The sequence below is a fragment of the Pseudomonas sp. H1_G08 genome (genome assembly GCF_054681355.1).
This window is the reverse complement of the sequence record NZ_CP162822.1, coordinates 2,229,674-2,243,401: the sequence shown is the minus strand read 5'-3', so window position 1 is coordinate 2,243,401 and position 13,728 is coordinate 2,229,674. Positions and strand designations below refer to the sequence as shown.

At 59.2% G+C, this 13,728-nt stretch carries 12 protein-coding genes; 3 read left to right on the top strand and 9 right to left on the bottom strand.

What is annotated here, in order from left to right:
* Together AB4N85_RS10160 and AB4N85_RS10155 are read left to right on the top strand one after the other, a co-directional pair.
* On the top strand, window positions 1-420 hold the full coding sequence (locus tag AB4N85_RS10160; RefSeq protein ID WP_143497886.1) for a hypothetical protein: 420 nt from the start codon (window positions 1-3) through the stop codon (window positions 418-420).
* 59 nt (window positions 421-479) lie between these two features.
* Window positions 480-782: a hypothetical protein gene (locus AB4N85_RS10155; protein ID WP_110645657.1), complete on the top strand. Its 303-nt coding sequence runs from the start codon at window positions 480-482 to the stop codon at window positions 780-782.
* Window positions 783-881: 99 nt separating this feature from the next.
* On the opposite strand, the gene AB4N85_RS10150 is transcribed toward AB4N85_RS10155, so the two are convergent.
* From AB4N85_RS10150 to AB4N85_RS10110, 9 genes are all read right to left on the bottom strand, one after another.
* Window positions 882-2,513: a BatD family protein gene (locus tag AB4N85_RS10150; protein ID WP_460061655.1), complete on the bottom strand. Its 1,632-nt coding sequence runs from the start codon at window positions 2,511-2,513 to the stop codon at window positions 882-884.
* Window positions 2,510-4,246 carry a tetratricopeptide repeat protein gene (locus AB4N85_RS10145; RefSeq protein ID WP_122750530.1) on the bottom strand — a complete coding sequence of 579 codons (1,737 nt, stop codon included), beginning with the start codon at window positions 4,244-4,246 and terminating at the stop codon, window positions 2,510-2,512. Before AB4N85_RS10145 ends, AB4N85_RS10150 begins: the two co-directional genes overlap by 4 nt.
* A complete protein-coding gene (locus AB4N85_RS10140; RefSeq protein WP_056789460.1) occupies window positions 4,243-5,322 on the bottom strand; it encodes a vWA domain-containing protein in 1,080 nt (359 codons plus the stop codon). The genes AB4N85_RS10145 and AB4N85_RS10140 overlap by 4 nt, the downstream gene beginning before the upstream one ends.
* Window positions 5,315-5,812, bottom strand: coding sequence for a DUF4381 domain-containing protein (locus AB4N85_RS10135; RefSeq protein ID WP_252867731.1), 498 nt, complete (start codon window positions 5,810-5,812; stop codon window positions 5,315-5,317). Before AB4N85_RS10135 ends, AB4N85_RS10140 begins: the two co-directional genes overlap by 8 nt.
* A complete protein-coding gene (locus AB4N85_RS10130) occupies window positions 5,809-6,753 on the bottom strand; it encodes a DUF58 domain-containing protein (protein ID WP_016774988.1) in 945 nt (314 codons plus the stop codon). The genes AB4N85_RS10135 and AB4N85_RS10130 overlap by 4 nt, the downstream gene beginning before the upstream one ends.
* Before the next feature lie 5 nt (window positions 6,754-6,758).
* Complete coding sequence (locus tag AB4N85_RS10125; protein ID WP_007913915.1) at window positions 6,759-7,718, bottom strand: AAA family ATPase; 960 nt, start codon at window positions 7,716-7,718, stop codon at window positions 6,759-6,761.
* Window positions 7,719-7,885: 167 nt separating this feature from the next.
* Complete coding sequence (locus tag AB4N85_RS10120) at window positions 7,886-9,592, bottom strand: ATP-binding cassette domain-containing protein (protein WP_252867730.1); 1,707 nt, start codon at window positions 9,590-9,592, stop codon at window positions 7,886-7,888.
* A gap of 26 nt (window positions 9,593-9,618) precedes the next feature.
* Window positions 9,619-10,806, bottom strand: coding sequence for a YcaO-like family protein (locus tag AB4N85_RS10115; protein ID WP_252867729.1), 1,188 nt, complete (start codon window positions 10,804-10,806; stop codon window positions 9,619-9,621).
* A gap of 519 nt (window positions 10,807-11,325) precedes the next feature.
* Entirely contained in the window at window positions 11,326-11,682 is a 357-nt protein-coding gene (locus AB4N85_RS10110; protein WP_056789468.1) for a hypothetical protein, read from the bottom strand.
* Between the two features lie 295 nt (window positions 11,683-11,977).
* Here AB4N85_RS10110 and AB4N85_RS10105 point away from each other — a divergent pair, with 295 nt between their 5' ends.
* Complete coding sequence (locus AB4N85_RS10105) at window positions 11,978-13,372, top strand: hypothetical protein (protein ID WP_236169872.1); 1,395 nt, start codon at window positions 11,978-11,980, stop codon at window positions 13,370-13,372.
* Window positions 13,373-13,728 lie beyond the last annotated feature (356 nt).

The following is a 13,728-nucleotide window of genomic DNA, read 5'->3' as shown; positions in this document are numbered from 1 at the left end:
GTGGATTTTTCATTCCAGGTATTTGGAACGGTAGGACCTCTGAATGGCACCTTGTCCAGAACGCAGGTGCGTAGCATTTTGGGTGGTGATTTTGAGGAGTTTAAGAAAACGGCTGCCTCGTTGAATACGACGGATGCGTTTGTAAGATACGACTTACATGTCTTTTATGACCCTCGAGATGTTGTGAAAGGTGCGGAGTTTTTCGAAAGAAGCGGCGTCACCTGGATGGGGCACAAACTTGTGGGACAAAAATTGTCTCGCATACTGAGCCTGTTCCGCAGTAACGGCATTCAACCTGTCATTGACGATGACGGGTTTGACGTTAGCGAATTTGGTATGAGCTTTTATGTACCGGACATCGAGGACGGTGAGGACGCATTGATCAAATCCCTGTACATCAACCTGCGTACCGATAGGTAATCCTCCATTTTCATGGCTCTGAGGAAACTCCACTTCCACCGCACTCCGGAGGTTTTACAGTGATTACCGAAGACATAAAGATCATCCAAGAGATTTTTCAGGTGGTCGAAGCCGGCATCGTCCATGGCTATGACGCGTTCCGTTATGGCGTGGAGTTGGGGGAGGGCTACATCGAGACGGAGCTGTGCGTTGAGAAAGATGGCGTCGAGGACTGGAACGCTGAAACTGATATTAACGGGGCGATTATCCTTCGTTTGGTCGACCAGCTTCAGGAAAACGCAGTCAAGCGTGGCGAGCCATGGAAGTCATTCGTCCTCTCCTATCGAGAAGGCGAACAAGTCAAAACGAAATTCGCATATTGATTCCGGACTTTCAGATCAAAAGATCGCAGCCTTCGGCAGCTCCTACAGGGGATACGTACCCACTCTGTAGGAGCACCGAAGGCTGCGATCTTTTGCTTTTCACTTCGGATAAAGCGGCGGCAACCCACTCTCACCCACCGGATCCTGCACGCGCTCGGCGGCTGGAATCGTTCGAATCGCCCGCCACAAATCCTCACCCTGCCAATGCTGCCCGGTCTCGCTGTACAGCGCGCCGTTCAGCCCATCCAACGCGTCCGACAACGGCACAAACCGCGCGGCCATGTCTGCCAGTGTCTCCGGCTGCTGCCGCGCCCAGGCGTCCAGTGCCTGGCGGGTGGCGTGGGGGTCGTTGGCTTGGCTGGCGCGTTTGATGTCGTCTAGCAGGGTGCGTGGGCTAGGGCCGGTCTGGGCGGCGCGGTGGATTGCCGGTTGCCAGCGGGCGCGCCACCAGAGGCCGAAGCCGAGCAGGGTGGTGCAGGCGAGGATCAGGGTGCTGAGTTTCCACCACCACAGGGTGTCGTTGTCGGGCGTACTCGGTTGCAGGGTGCCGGCCGGGGTGTCGATCTGCAGGCTGGGGTTGTTCGCCACTTGCAGGGTGCGCGCGGGCAGGCTGCTGTGTTCGAGGTGGTCTTCGAAGGTGTTCCACCAGACCACGTCGACGGTTGGCAGGTCGATCGCGCCGCTGCGGCTTGGCACCAGGGCTTCGCGTTCTTCGCGGCTGCCGATGATCCCGCGGTCGCTGCTCTGGTTGCTCAGCACCGGTTGGTCGGGGTAGCGGCGCAGGCCGTTGACGTCGGTGGCGGGCAGGGCTGGCAGTTGCGAGCTGGCGAGGCCTTCGACTTTCAGGGTCAGGCTGCGGGTCAGGGAATCGCCGACCTGAGTGTGATCCGGTTCCGGGCTCCAGCTTTCGCTGAGGCTGAGGTTGCGCGCCGGCAGCCATGGTGCATCGACCGGGTAGGTCAGCGGTTTCGGTTTGACCGTCAGCGGAATCGACGCCGAGCTGACGCGCATCAGTTTGCCGGGCTTCGGCCCCGAGGGGTCTGCTGATGGCGCGGTATCCACCAGCGTGGCGCTGAACGTCTGCGGGGCGATCGTCAGCAGGCCGCTGTGTTGCGGATAGATCGCGTAGCGCATCTCGATCACGCCGTGGCGCAGACCGTTGATGTCTTTTTCGTAGGTGCGCGTGTCGCCAAGTTGTTCGATGCGCGCATCGGCGATTTGCAGCGGGCTCAGGCTGCTGTCGTCGTACAGCGAAACCGAGTGGTAGATGCGCAAGGTCAGGATGGCCTGGGCCTGCACGTAGACGCTGGTCTGGTCGAGGCTGGCTTCGATGAACACCGGATCAAGGCTGTTGTTGTCTTCGCGGTTGTCGCTGGCGATCACCTGCACGGTGATCGGCTGGCTCTGTGCTTCGCCCAGTTGCAGCGGCGGAATCACTACGCTGCCATTTTCTTTTGGCAGCAGGGTGATGATCCAGCGTGTGGTCGCGCGGTTGTCGCCGTTGAGGGTGTTGAGCTGGTTGACCTGGCGCGTGCCGCGCACTTCGAACAGCGCTTCCAGCGCCGACAGATCGGGCTTGCCGAACTGGGTGACGTCGTCAGTTTCGAGGGTGAGCTCGACCGTCTCGCCGGAGTTCAGGCGACTGCGATCCACGCTGGCGGTCAGCTCGGCCGCCTGAGCGGTGGCCGTGCAGATCAGCAGGGGCAGCAAGAGAGCGGTGAAGCGGGTCATCGATTGTTTTCCTGATCCTGATGTTGTTGCTGTTCGTACCAGAATTTGCGCCTGAGCAGTTCGCCCGGGTCGTCCGGGATCTTGCCCAGCCATTGCTCGAGCGCCTGACGCTGCTCGCCTTCGAGGTTGTTCTCACTCGGGCGTAGGGTCGGCACCGTGTCGGTTTCCTCTTCCTCGTTGCTGCCGGGGATTTCATTGGGGCCGGGCAGCGGCGGGGCGGTCGGCGGCGGTTCGCTGGCCGACTCGGCCGGTTGCGCCTCGCTCTGGGTTTCGCTGCTCACCGCCGGAGGGGGCGCGGTGGTGGGCGAAGGCTCATCGCCGGGCAGACTTTGTTCGTTCGGCTGGTTGTCCGGCTCGGGCGGCGGCGGAGCGTTTTTCTGCTTCAGCAGGTTTTCCACCAGCGCCTTGTTGGTCTGCGCCGGACGCAGATCCGGTTGCAGTTCCAGCGCCTGTTCGTAGGCGTCGATTGCTGCTTCCAGCTCGCCACTCTTTGCCAAAGCGTTGCCACGATTGTAGTGGGCGCGGGCATCGCTGCCCTCGGCAAAGCGCTGAGCGGCGCCACTGTAGTCGCCGGCCTCGTACAACGCCACCCCTTGCCATTGATGATCATCGAAATGCTGCGCGGCTTCGGCCGGGCGTTTCTGCTTGAGCAGGTGCAAACCTTGCTGGTCGGGGCGCAGCCACAAGTCTTCGAAGTCGAAAGCGTAGCTCGGTTGCGGCAGGCACCACAGCAGCGGCAGGCAGAACAGCCAGCCACGGCGCCCGGCACACGCAGCCAGCAACAGCAGCGGCAACAGCAGCCAGTAACCCTGATCGGCCCACGTGTCGAGGCGCACGGTCTGGCCGTCGTCGCGCAGGCTGCGCGGGCCGTTGAGCAGGCCAAGTGCGCCAAGATCGGCCTCGTCGAGACGCGCAGGGTGATACTCACCGCCCACGCTGTTGAGGAAAGTCGCCAGGCCGGGACTGTCGAGTTGCGGCACGCGGATCGCGCCTTGCTCGTCCTTGAGGAAACTGCCGTCTTCCTGGGCAATCGGCGCACCTTCAGCGGTGCCGATGCCGAGCATCAGCAGTTGCGTGGACTCGCCATTGAGCGCACGGCGAATGCCGCGCCGTTCCTCTTCATTGAGCGACGAACCAATCAGCAGAATCCGTCCCTGTCCCAGCGCACCTTGCTTGAGCAAGGCCAATGCTTTGCCCACGGCCAGATCGGCGCGGTGGCCGGCTTCCGGCATCAGCGACGGCTTCAGCGCGTCGAGCAGGTTGCGACTGGTGGCCAGATCATCCGACAGCGGCACCAGCGTGTGCGCGCTGCCGGCATAAACGACGATGGCGGTCTGCGCATCGCTGCGCGCCTGCAACAGGTCGAACAGCTTGCGCCGCGCTTGTTCGAGGCGTGTTGGCGGTGAGTCGGTGGCGAGCATTTCCGGGGTCAGTTCGAGCACGACTACCAGCGGGTCGGCGGGTTTCTGGCTGGTCTGTTCGACGCGCTCCCAGCTCGGCCCGAGCAAGGCCAGAATGGTCAGCAACCACGCCACGCCTAGGGCGATCCACGGCAGTTTGCTCTGGCGACCGCTGCCGCCACTGAGCAGCGCAGCGTGAAATGCCGGCGGCAGAATCATCTGCCAGCGCCCGGCGCGTTTCTGTCTGTGCCAGAGTTGCCAGAGCAGCCAGCCGAGCAGCGGCAACAGCAGCAGCCACCAAGGGCGGAACCAGTGCGGCCAGAGCGCGATCATCGGCGCCTCCGCAGGCGCAAACGCTGCAAGCGCTCACGCCAGTCCGGCAGCGGACTTTGTAAATACAGTTGTTTGGTAAACAGGCGTTGCAGCGGATTGTCCGGCCACAGTTCGCGGACGACCAGCAACAGGCTCAACCACAGCGCCAACGCCAGCGGCCAGTGATACAAGGCTTGCGCCGGGCGTGCCTGAGTCGGTTGCTGAGTCACCGGTTCGAGCTGATCGAGGGTGTCCTTGATCGCTTGCAGCTCTTTGCCGTCATGGGCGCGGAAGTACTGGCCGCCGGTGATTTCGGCGATGGCCTTGAGTGCCGGCTCATCCAGATCGAGGCTCGGATTGACCCCGAGCAGGCCGGTCGAGCCGCTGTCCTCGGGATTGGCGCCGATGCCGATCGGATAGATTCTGACGCCTTCGCTGGCGGCCAGTTTTGCGGCGGTCAGCGGATTGATTTCGCCGCCGTTGTTGGCGCCGTCGGTGACCAGAATCAGCACGCGACTTTGCGCCGGGCGCAGACGCAGGCGTTTCAGGGCCAGACCGATGGCATCGCCGATCGCGGTGTTTTTGCCAGCGATACCGATCCGCGCTTCGTCGAGCCAGATGCGAACGGTGCGCCGGTCAAAGGTCAGTGGTGCTTGCAGGTAGGCCTGACTGCCAAACAGGATCAAACCGACGCGGTCGCCGTCGCGGCTTTCAAGGAAATCGCCGAGCAAGTGCTGCACCAGCGACAGGCGACTGACTTCTTCGTCCTGCCACTGCATGTCGGGAAAATCCATCGAACCGGACACGTCCACCGCCACCAGCAGATCACGGCCACTGGCAGCAATCGGCAGCGGTTCGCCGAGCCATTGCGGGCGCGCGGCGGCGATCAGCAAGATCAGCCACAGCAAGATAAACGGCGCCTGCTGCCGCCACGCCGGCAAGTTGGCGCGGGCGCGGCGGCGGGCGAGGCCTTCGAGGTCGGCGAGGAAACTGACTTTCAATGCCGGCTCGCCGCTGTCGGCCACCGGCAGGATCAGACGCATCAGCCACGGCAGCGGCAGCAGCACAAAGATCCAAGGCCAGGCGAACTCAAACATGTTTGCGAATCCACGTGTCGACCGCTTGGGTCAGGCCGACGATGGCTTTGTCGTCGAGTTTGCATTCCGGTTTGTACGCGCCTTCAACCAGCACCATCCAGCGCGTCAGGCCGGCAGCCGGGCAGCGGTTATCGAGGAAGGCCAGCCATTTGCGCCCGTTGAGGGTGTGGCTCTGGCTGTACGGATAGTGGTTGCGGCACAGGCGTTTGAGCAGGCCGTTGAGTTGTTGCAGCCAAGCGCCGGCTGGTGCACCGTCGTAGGGTTTGGGCATTTGCGCCAGTTCGGCGAGCGCGGCGATGCGTACCGGGTCCAGCGGTTGCTCGGCGCGCACCAGCGGGCGTTTCTTCATCGGAATGAAACGCCGTAGCTTCCACACGGCGAAACCCAGCAGCGGCAACAGCAGAAGCAGCAGCCACCAGCCCGGCGCCGGCGGCCAGAACGCGATCGGCGGCGGTGAGATCAGCGGTTGCAGTTGTTCGAGGCCGTTCATCGACCTTTCCCCGGACGCTGCGGGTTCAGGAACTCGCGCATCTGCTCGACCATTTCGCTCTGCGTGCTCAAGGGCATCAGCAACACCCGCAGCTTCTGCGCGAGCAATTCCCAGCGAGCGATGCGCGCTTCGGCCTGGGCGCGGTAGGTCTGGCGCAGGTCGAAGTTCAGCGTGTCGATTTCCAGCTGCGCGCCACGCTCGGCAAAGCGCAGCAGGCCGGCAGCGGGCAGGGCGTGATCGAGTGGGTCGGACAGCGGCAACATCAGCAGATCGCAATGCCGCGCCAGCAGACTCAATTGCTGCTCGGCGCTGTCGGACAACGCGCGTTCGTCGCAAATGACGATGGCCAGACTGCCCGGCCGCAGCACTTCCCGTGCGCGGCGCAGGGCCACGCCGAAGGCATCGCGATCCGGCTCGCGCTCGCTGTGCAGCGATTGATTGACCTTGACCAGCCGGTTGAGCAATTGCAGCAGGCTCTGCTTGCTGCGGCGAGGCTTGATTTCGTAGTGCTCGTTGTCGCCGAACACCAATCCGCCGACGCGGTCGTTGTGCCCCAGCGCGGCCCAGCCGATCAACGCCGCGACCTGCGCCGCCAGCACCGACTTGAACATCAGCCCCGAGCCGAAAAACAACCGCGTGCTTTGCTCGACCATGATGAAAATCGGTCGCTCGCGCTCTTCGTGGAACAGCTTGGTATGCGGCTCCTGCGTGCGCGCGGTGACGCGCCAGTCGATGGTGCGCACGTCGTCACCGGCCTGATAGACCCGCACCTGATCGAAGTCGACGCCACGGCCACGGAATTTCGAATGATGCAGGCCGATCAGCGGGCTGCGCTGACTCGGCGTAGAAAACAGTTGCACCTCGCGCACGCGGTGACGCATCTCGATCAGCTCGGCTAGGCTGATGCGGATACCGGGTTCGGAGGGCAGGGCGGCGTTCATGGGGGTCAAGCGACGGCGACGACGTCGAGAATCCGCTGCACCACGCGGTCCTGATCGATGCCAGCGGCTTCGGCTTCGAACGACAGAATGATGCGATGGCGCAACACGTCGAACAGCACGGCCTGAATGTCTTCCGGGCTGACGAAGTCGCGACCGGCCAGCCAGGCGTGGGCGCGGGCGCAGCGGTCGAGGGCAATCGAACCGCGCGGACTGGCGCCATAGGCGATCCACTCGGCCATTTCCGGGTCGAACTTGGCCGGGTTGCGCGTGGCCATGACCAGTTGCACCAGATATTCCTCCACGGCGTCGGCCATGTACAAACCGAGGATTTCCTTGCGCGCGGCGAAAATCGCCTGCTGGCTGACCCGGCGCTCGGGCTTGGTCTCGCCGTTCAACGCCTCGCCACGCGCCTGTTGCAGGATGCGCCGTTCGACGGCGGCGTCAGGGAAGCCGATCTTGACGTGCATGAGGAAACGGTCGAGCTGAGCTTCCGGCAGCGGATAGGTGCCTTCCTGTTCGATCGGGTTCTGCGTGGCCATCACCAGAAACAGCGGCGACAGCTCATAGGTGCTGCGCCCGACACTGACCTGGCGCTCGGCCATCGCTTCGAGCAAGGCCGATTGCACCTTGGCCGGCGCACGGTTGATTTCGTCCGCCAGCACAAGGTTGTGAAAGATCGGCCCTTGCTGGAAGACGAAGCTGCCGGTTTCCGGACGGTAGATTTCGGTGCCGGTGATGTCGGCCGGCAGCAGGTCGGGGGTGAACTGAATACGATGGAACTGGGCTTCGATGCCCTCGGCGAGTTCTTTGATCGCTTTGGTCTTGGCCAGACCGGGAGCGCCTTCAACCAGCATGTGGCCGTCGGCGAGCAGGGCGATGAGCAAACGCTCGATGAGTTTTTCCTGGCCGAGAATCTGCGTTGAAAGAAAGGTTCGCAGCGCCAGCAGCGCTTCACGATGTTCCATCGGTGACTGTTCCTGGAAAGGGGGTGGCCGGGGCGTTCGGATAACGCCGGGGCTGGGGGCGTTACTTTAATCCATCGTGGGGGGCGGCGACTAACGGCATTTGCGCGATTTGTCAGTATCGGCCCTCGTTTGCACTGCGTGGGGCCGTTTCTGGACGTTTTTGCGATTCAGGTCTGCGTGTGCAAGCTGTGCAATATGACCTTGATGGCGGGGCGCTCAAGCAGTTCGAACCATTTGCCTTCATCAACGATGGCGCCTTGCTGCATGACGAGCACGCGGTCAAAACGATGGAGATGTTCAACATCATGGGTGACACATATAAGGCCCTGTCCAGCGAATGTCTTGAATAGCAAATCCCACACTGGTGTAGCGAGTTTCGGTTCAATCGAAGCACTCGGCTCATCAAACAGATTGAATTTGCCCGGTCGATTCAGAAGTCGCAGCAACGAAAGCCGCTTCGCTTCACCTCCGGAGATATTGGTGGCGTTTTCAGCGATGTGACCTCGGCCAATGATTTCATCAAGCTGGAGGCATTGAATTGCCTCGTTCAATGCTTTCGACTGCTCAACACCGAAAAGTACGGACTGTTCAAAACTTCCTTCCAGGAACTGCGGAGACTGGGGGCTGTAACGCACCGTTTCCAGATGAACGCGAGCATTTAAGCGATCTATGCACAGCTCGTCGATGAACAGCCGGGGCCGCACCGAAAAATCCAGTCCTGCCAGCGCTTCGAGTAACGTCGATTTGCCAGCGCCGCTGGGCCCGATGATCGCAACGGATTGGCCCTGTCGGAAGCTGATCTGGCTGGCAATTGATAGCTGCGCAACACCGTTATGGGTGATCTCGCAGGGCTCGAGCCGTAATGTTGATAGGTTATGCAACGCATCAGAGTCATTGCAGCGATCGTTATCGAAGTCAGCAGTTGCAAGTAATTCTTTGAGTCGCCGTTGATCAGCCGAAAATTGATCCAGCACCCGATAGCCTTCGGTCAGCGCCGATACATTCAACAGGAACGTACCAGCAATAGAGGAAATGGCCACCAACTGACCGACGCTGATACTTGCTTGTCCGGACGTCTGATCCATGACTCCCCAAGCCAACAAACCGCCGGTGGACAGGCTGATAAACAAAATCTTCGCCGCGCTCAACAGTCCGCCCGAGCCTGCTACGGTCACCGCAGCATTGGCGTAGCGCTCAAACGCTCGGTTCAAGGGTTGCAGGGCCGTGCGTTCGGCGCGTTCCAGTTTTATCGATTTACCAGCCCTCAAAGTATTGACCAAGGTTGCACTCAGCTCATCCTCCTGGTCATTAACAGCATCGATGTGTTTTCTGCGCCATCGAATGATCCGGTGAGTTGCATAGAGATAACAGCCACCGAGGCCAGCTAGCGCGCAGAAAACCCAGGCTCCGCCCATATACCAGAATGCGCCGGCCACAATAAGAAATTCCAGGCACAGGGGAAAACCCGTAGTGACGAAGAACATCAGCAACTGTTCGTGGGCAGTGATTCCGCGCTCGACCGACTTGATGAAGTGTCCTACTCGCCACGTGCCAAACTGGGAAAAATCCTTGCCCATCAACCGCGCCATCCAATTGATGGAAGCATCCATGACAATTCGCTGGACGAGCTTTGAGAGCAGCAGCGTTTGCAGGGGGGTGGTCATCGACTGAATGCAACCGGCCAGCGTAAAAGCTGCGGTGAAAAAAAGCAGCGTACGCAGCGTTGTGTGATCGGCATCGTTTAGTGAATCGACGATCTTGCCCAATAACAAAGGAGGGGCCAGGGCCAGGATTTTCAGGGTGATGGTCGCGCCTATTGTCATCACCAGCAGGAGTCGATGTTTCTCGCAGGCTGTTCTTATAAATGTCTGCATGAGTATGGGCCTGTGGTCGTTTTGGATCACGCCGTTGGCGTGCTCCTGGTGCCGAGCAAAATGTGCTGAGGAGCTACGGGTTGGCCATTTCTGATTATGTTGAATCGGTCGAGACCCGGGATATAAGTCTGGGTAACTACGTTGGTCCCCGGGTACTCCATGACTGTTCTGAAAAATAGGACTTTGTTCATACCGCTCAGGTTTTTTCGGAGCAAGGCAAGTTGTTCAGGAACAGAGAGTGCAAGCAGGCTTTTTGGCGGCGCCAGGGTATTGAGTTTCAAGTTTTTAACGGGTGCAAAGTCTATCAGCTGTTTCAGTTTCTCGGATTGACAAAGCACATCAAGTACCTTTCGGTCCGCGATTTCATCGTTGGCGTCGTATAAGGCGTTTGATTGGAATTGCTCCGTTACCGCTCTTTGGATGGCGATAAATATGTCCAAAGAACAGCCGGAGCCGATTGCGGATATATGTCGGTCGCCGGGGCCGGTTCGTGGGAATGCAACCGCCAGATAAACTTCTGACTCGTCTTTGATAATGATGATCTGCAAAGCTTCGGCAGCCCGTAGCGCGTATGAGTTGTTGAACAGGGCTTGCGCAAGCAGGGGCGCCGACGGTGAGTAGAGATCTATCGCAGGTATCAGTCTGCAGACGGCCATGAAAAACCGGGACAACAGGTGTCGCTCAATCAGTTCCAGGGTACCGTGCAGCAGTGCTTCTGATTTCGTGCAGCCGAAAGCAGTTCCTGAGTTAGAGGCGTAGCGATTTAAAAAGCGCGTCGGTTGACTCGTTGTTTTACGTTCATCTTTGACCGGATACAGCAGGGCGCATGGCACAAAAAGCCCGGCGCAGCCGTCGAGTGCTGCAAGCTGCAGACACTGTAGAGGCTCGATGTTTTTTCGCAGACTTGTGAAAATGCCGTCCGACTCGACCCCGTTCTGCGAAGCGATGTCACTGCAACCAAGCGTTGTGCAAAATGGCGGCTCGGCGTGAAACATCGCGTAGTGCTCAAGGCTTTCAGCAAGTGCACCTACAAGCGCGTCGGGACCTTTGCCTGCGCCTGATTCAATCAGCGTGTCGTATTCGTTATAGAGTTCGGCAGTAGCGACCAGATTACCGTCATCGACATAGCGCACTCGCGCTTTCAAACCCAGTGTCTGGATAATATTGTTTATTCGGACAAACGCTTCGCTGGATGAAATCTCACGCTCTGACATGGTGAGCCTCGTAGGCTTGAATGCCGAAAGATCGACTTTCGGCATTTTCAGGATTGGCTGATCGGGAGGCCGAGTCAGCGGGTCAGTGAGGCGAAGAAGTCCAGTTCCGTCGCCAGGAAACCTTCAAAGTGGCCCGAGCCATAAGGCAAATCCTCGAAGGTGTTTATTTCAGAACGTTTTCTACCCATTACATATGACTCCATTGAATATCACGTTGTCGGCACTTTTTTGTGCGCCGAGCTTGCATGTTTTTTTGCAAGCGCAACGAGTAATAACAAGGGAGGGGTGGGCCCGCAATCAGACGGCTTCCGATGATTGCGTAGGGCACTTCTTGAGGAGTAGTAGGATCGAGCTTCGTGCTGTTAAACACAGCGGCGTTCTATGCGGAAAATTAGCGCGAATTATGGTTTTCAGGTGTTTAGAGCTTGTAGAGGTATCGATCAGCGTGGAATTAATGACGATGGCATAAGGGGCGATCAAATGCCGTCGTCATTTATCTTGTCATGCGAGCCGACCTGGTTATTCCAGATTAATTACAAAAGTTCCTGTCCCATCGAGAATATTCTTCAAGGTCTCAACAACCTCTTCCATATCCACCATATCCGGGTTGAAAGCGATCTCCAGCACATCATCCCCATTCAACGCATCGGCATCCGCCGCAGCAATCTCGATCTTCAGCAGTTCCGACGTCAGCGTGACCTTCACGCCGTCAAGCGTCGAAGGCTCGCCATCCAGGGTGATCTCCAGCTCATCCTCATCCGGATAACGACTCATCAGGAACATCTCGCCCTTGTCGCTGTGGCAGCAGAGCATGGCCATGTTGTCTTCTTCGTCGTCGCACGGGTTGACGATCAGTAGGGCGGTGGTCATTTGCATTGGGGGAAATCCTGGGCAGTGGCGGCGGTGAATCTGTTCGAAGGCGCGATTTTGCCAGTCTCAACCGGTTTGCGCTGCCTGCATCGGTAAAAAGTGGCAAAGCAGGACATTTCCGTCGCCCGGTTCCGAGTAGCGAGAAGGGAAAATCCGACGCCAGCGTAAGGCAATTACCGGATGCGCAAAATCCACCCGAAATTGCGATTTTTCCCTTGTGATCGCAGCCTTTTTACCGTTAGTTTCGCCGCTCTTGCGCAATGGAGTGCGTTACGACAACCCCAAAAAAGGGAACTTTGCCATGACTCAATATTTCGAACGCGCCGAAGAAATTCGCCACCTGTCTGACGAACAGATCGAGGAGATCTACAAGCGCTATCTGGAAGGTGAGAAAACCGCGCAGCTGATGGCGCAATTCCAGATTCCTTCCACGGTGCGCAGTCTGCTCAAGGTTCTGCCACCGTTCGTCAGCACTGACCTCACCTGTCCTTACTGTGAACTGCCGATGTGGATGCGCCGCTACGCCAGGGGTACTCCGCTTTCGCTGCGCAGTACATTCAAATGCGTACGCTGTGAGCACCAGCACAGTGTCCCCGGCGCCAATGGCCGCCACGCAGCGTGCAACTGCACAGAATGTTTCAAGGTTCGCCAGCAGCAACTGGCCGCCCGGGCAGCGCGGGACCGTCTGGAGTTGCAGGCCAGATATGGCGCGCAACTCCCTGCAGTGCCTTACGCCAATCTGGGCTTTGTGCAGAAGTTGACGTTGCTTGCCTTGCTCGATGATGGCTACGGCGCAAACGTTGAATGGATTGCGCCGTTGAACGCGCCATCCCGAGAGGAGCTGCTCGCCCTGACCTTCGAGGCGCGGGAAGAGTTGCTCAAAGACCTGCACGAAGCCGGGGTGCTGGCGGTTTCCACCGAATCCGATATCAACGCCTTCGATCGCAGCGAGGGTTGCAGTATTCGCGAGTACAGCGCCGTGCGCTGGCTGCCCAACGTCACGCTGGATGGCGCGGCGCGCAGTAACCGAGAGAATCTGTATCTGGCGCTGTATCAGGAATTGTCGGGCAGCGTAAAGGCTGCCTGGAAGAGCGAAATCTATTCGCTGGTCTTCAGTCTCGCCCGCGAAGAGTCGCTTCAATACATTCGTGTGCTGGCCAGTGAGGTGGATTTCGCCTTCACGGCCGAAGCCCGTGCCGATGAGGTGGTCGGGCAGTTGTTGCAGGACTTCTCGGTGAGTCAGTTGTATTACTTCGCCCGCTTGGCGGTACGAAACGCCGCGCACTTTTATGCCACCGGCAATTCCAAAGGGCGCAGTCACGCCTCCAACACCATTCCGCGCAACATGCTGGGCACGGCGCAGGACGCGCTCGTCCGTAACTGGCGCAAGAACGGCCATCGTGATGCGCGGGTGCCGCAGACAGCCTTGCAGCGACTGCTTTACGACGTAGTGCTGAAGGACAGCGGCGCCGGATTCTCAAAGTCGCCGGGCATGTACTGGCGCGACGAACTGGTTCCGCAATTCTTCAGCGCCGTAGCGTTCGACAGCGACTTGCTGGGCAATCTGCGCCTGTTCTGCCGCGAATGCGATTCGAGCAACATTGACGCCAGCATGGACAAGCAGATCCTGCAGACGATGTGCTACGACTGCGCCACGGTGAGCAAATTCAGAGCCTTTGAGGAACTGCCGGACTGATCCGCGTCAACCGCCAGCGCTGAACCGGATGCCACGCTCAGGGTCGATAACAGGGCCTTGGGCGTTTTCGTTTCCGGATATGTAACGTTCCCAAGGATTGTCCTGGCACGAAAGTCCCGTGAAACCGGGGTATCGAGCCTGCATTTCAGCTCACGCCTGCTAGTGTTGATGCAGGCCAAACCCTGCATTTACGTGCCAATGACCGAATATGTCGCAGCACCGCAAGCAGACACATTGTCGCACCCATTAAGCTGCGCAACGGATGAGCACCCGTAAAGGCATTGTCGGCAGTGCTGGCAGTCGCTTTTGCAGATGCTCATTCATGGAAGGTGAATGTGACCTGAGTGTCCCGTCCA

Coding starts and splice junctions, on each gene's coding strand:
- AB4N85_RS10150 (WP_460061655.1), bottom strand. CDS start 2,513: ATGACCCGCTTCACCGCTCTCTTGCTGCCCCTGCTGATCTGCACGGCC.
- AB4N85_RS10145 (WP_122750530.1), bottom strand. CDS start 4,246: ATGATCGCGCTCTGGCCGCACTGGTTCCGCCCTTGGTGGCTGCTGCTG.
- AB4N85_RS10140 (WP_056789460.1), bottom strand. CDS start 5,322: ATGTTTGAGTTCGCCTGGCCTTGGATCTTTGTGCTGCTGCCGCTGCCG.
- AB4N85_RS10135 (WP_252867731.1), bottom strand. CDS start 5,812: ATGAACGGCCTCGAACAACTGCAACCGCTGATCTCACCGCCGCCGATC.
- AB4N85_RS10130 (WP_016774988.1), bottom strand. CDS start 6,753: ATGAACGCCGCCCTGCCCTCCGAACCCGGTATCCGCATCAGCCTAGCC.
- AB4N85_RS10125 (WP_007913915.1), bottom strand. CDS start 7,718: ATGGAACATCGTGAAGCGCTGCTGGCGCTGCGAACCTTTCTTTCAACG.
- AB4N85_RS10120 (WP_252867730.1), bottom strand. CDS start 9,592: ATGCAGACATTTATAAGAACAGCCTGCGAGAAACATCGACTCCTGCTG.
- AB4N85_RS10115 (WP_252867729.1), bottom strand. CDS start 10,806: ATGTCAGAGCGTGAGATTTCATCCAGCGAAGCGTTTGTCCGAATAAAC.
- AB4N85_RS10110 (WP_056789468.1), bottom strand. CDS start 11,682: ATGCAAATGACCACCGCCCTACTGATCGTCAACCCGTGCGACGACGAA.
- AB4N85_RS10105 (WP_236169872.1), top strand. CDS start 11,978: ATGACTCAATATTTCGAACGCGCCGAAGAAATTCGCCACCTGTCTGAC.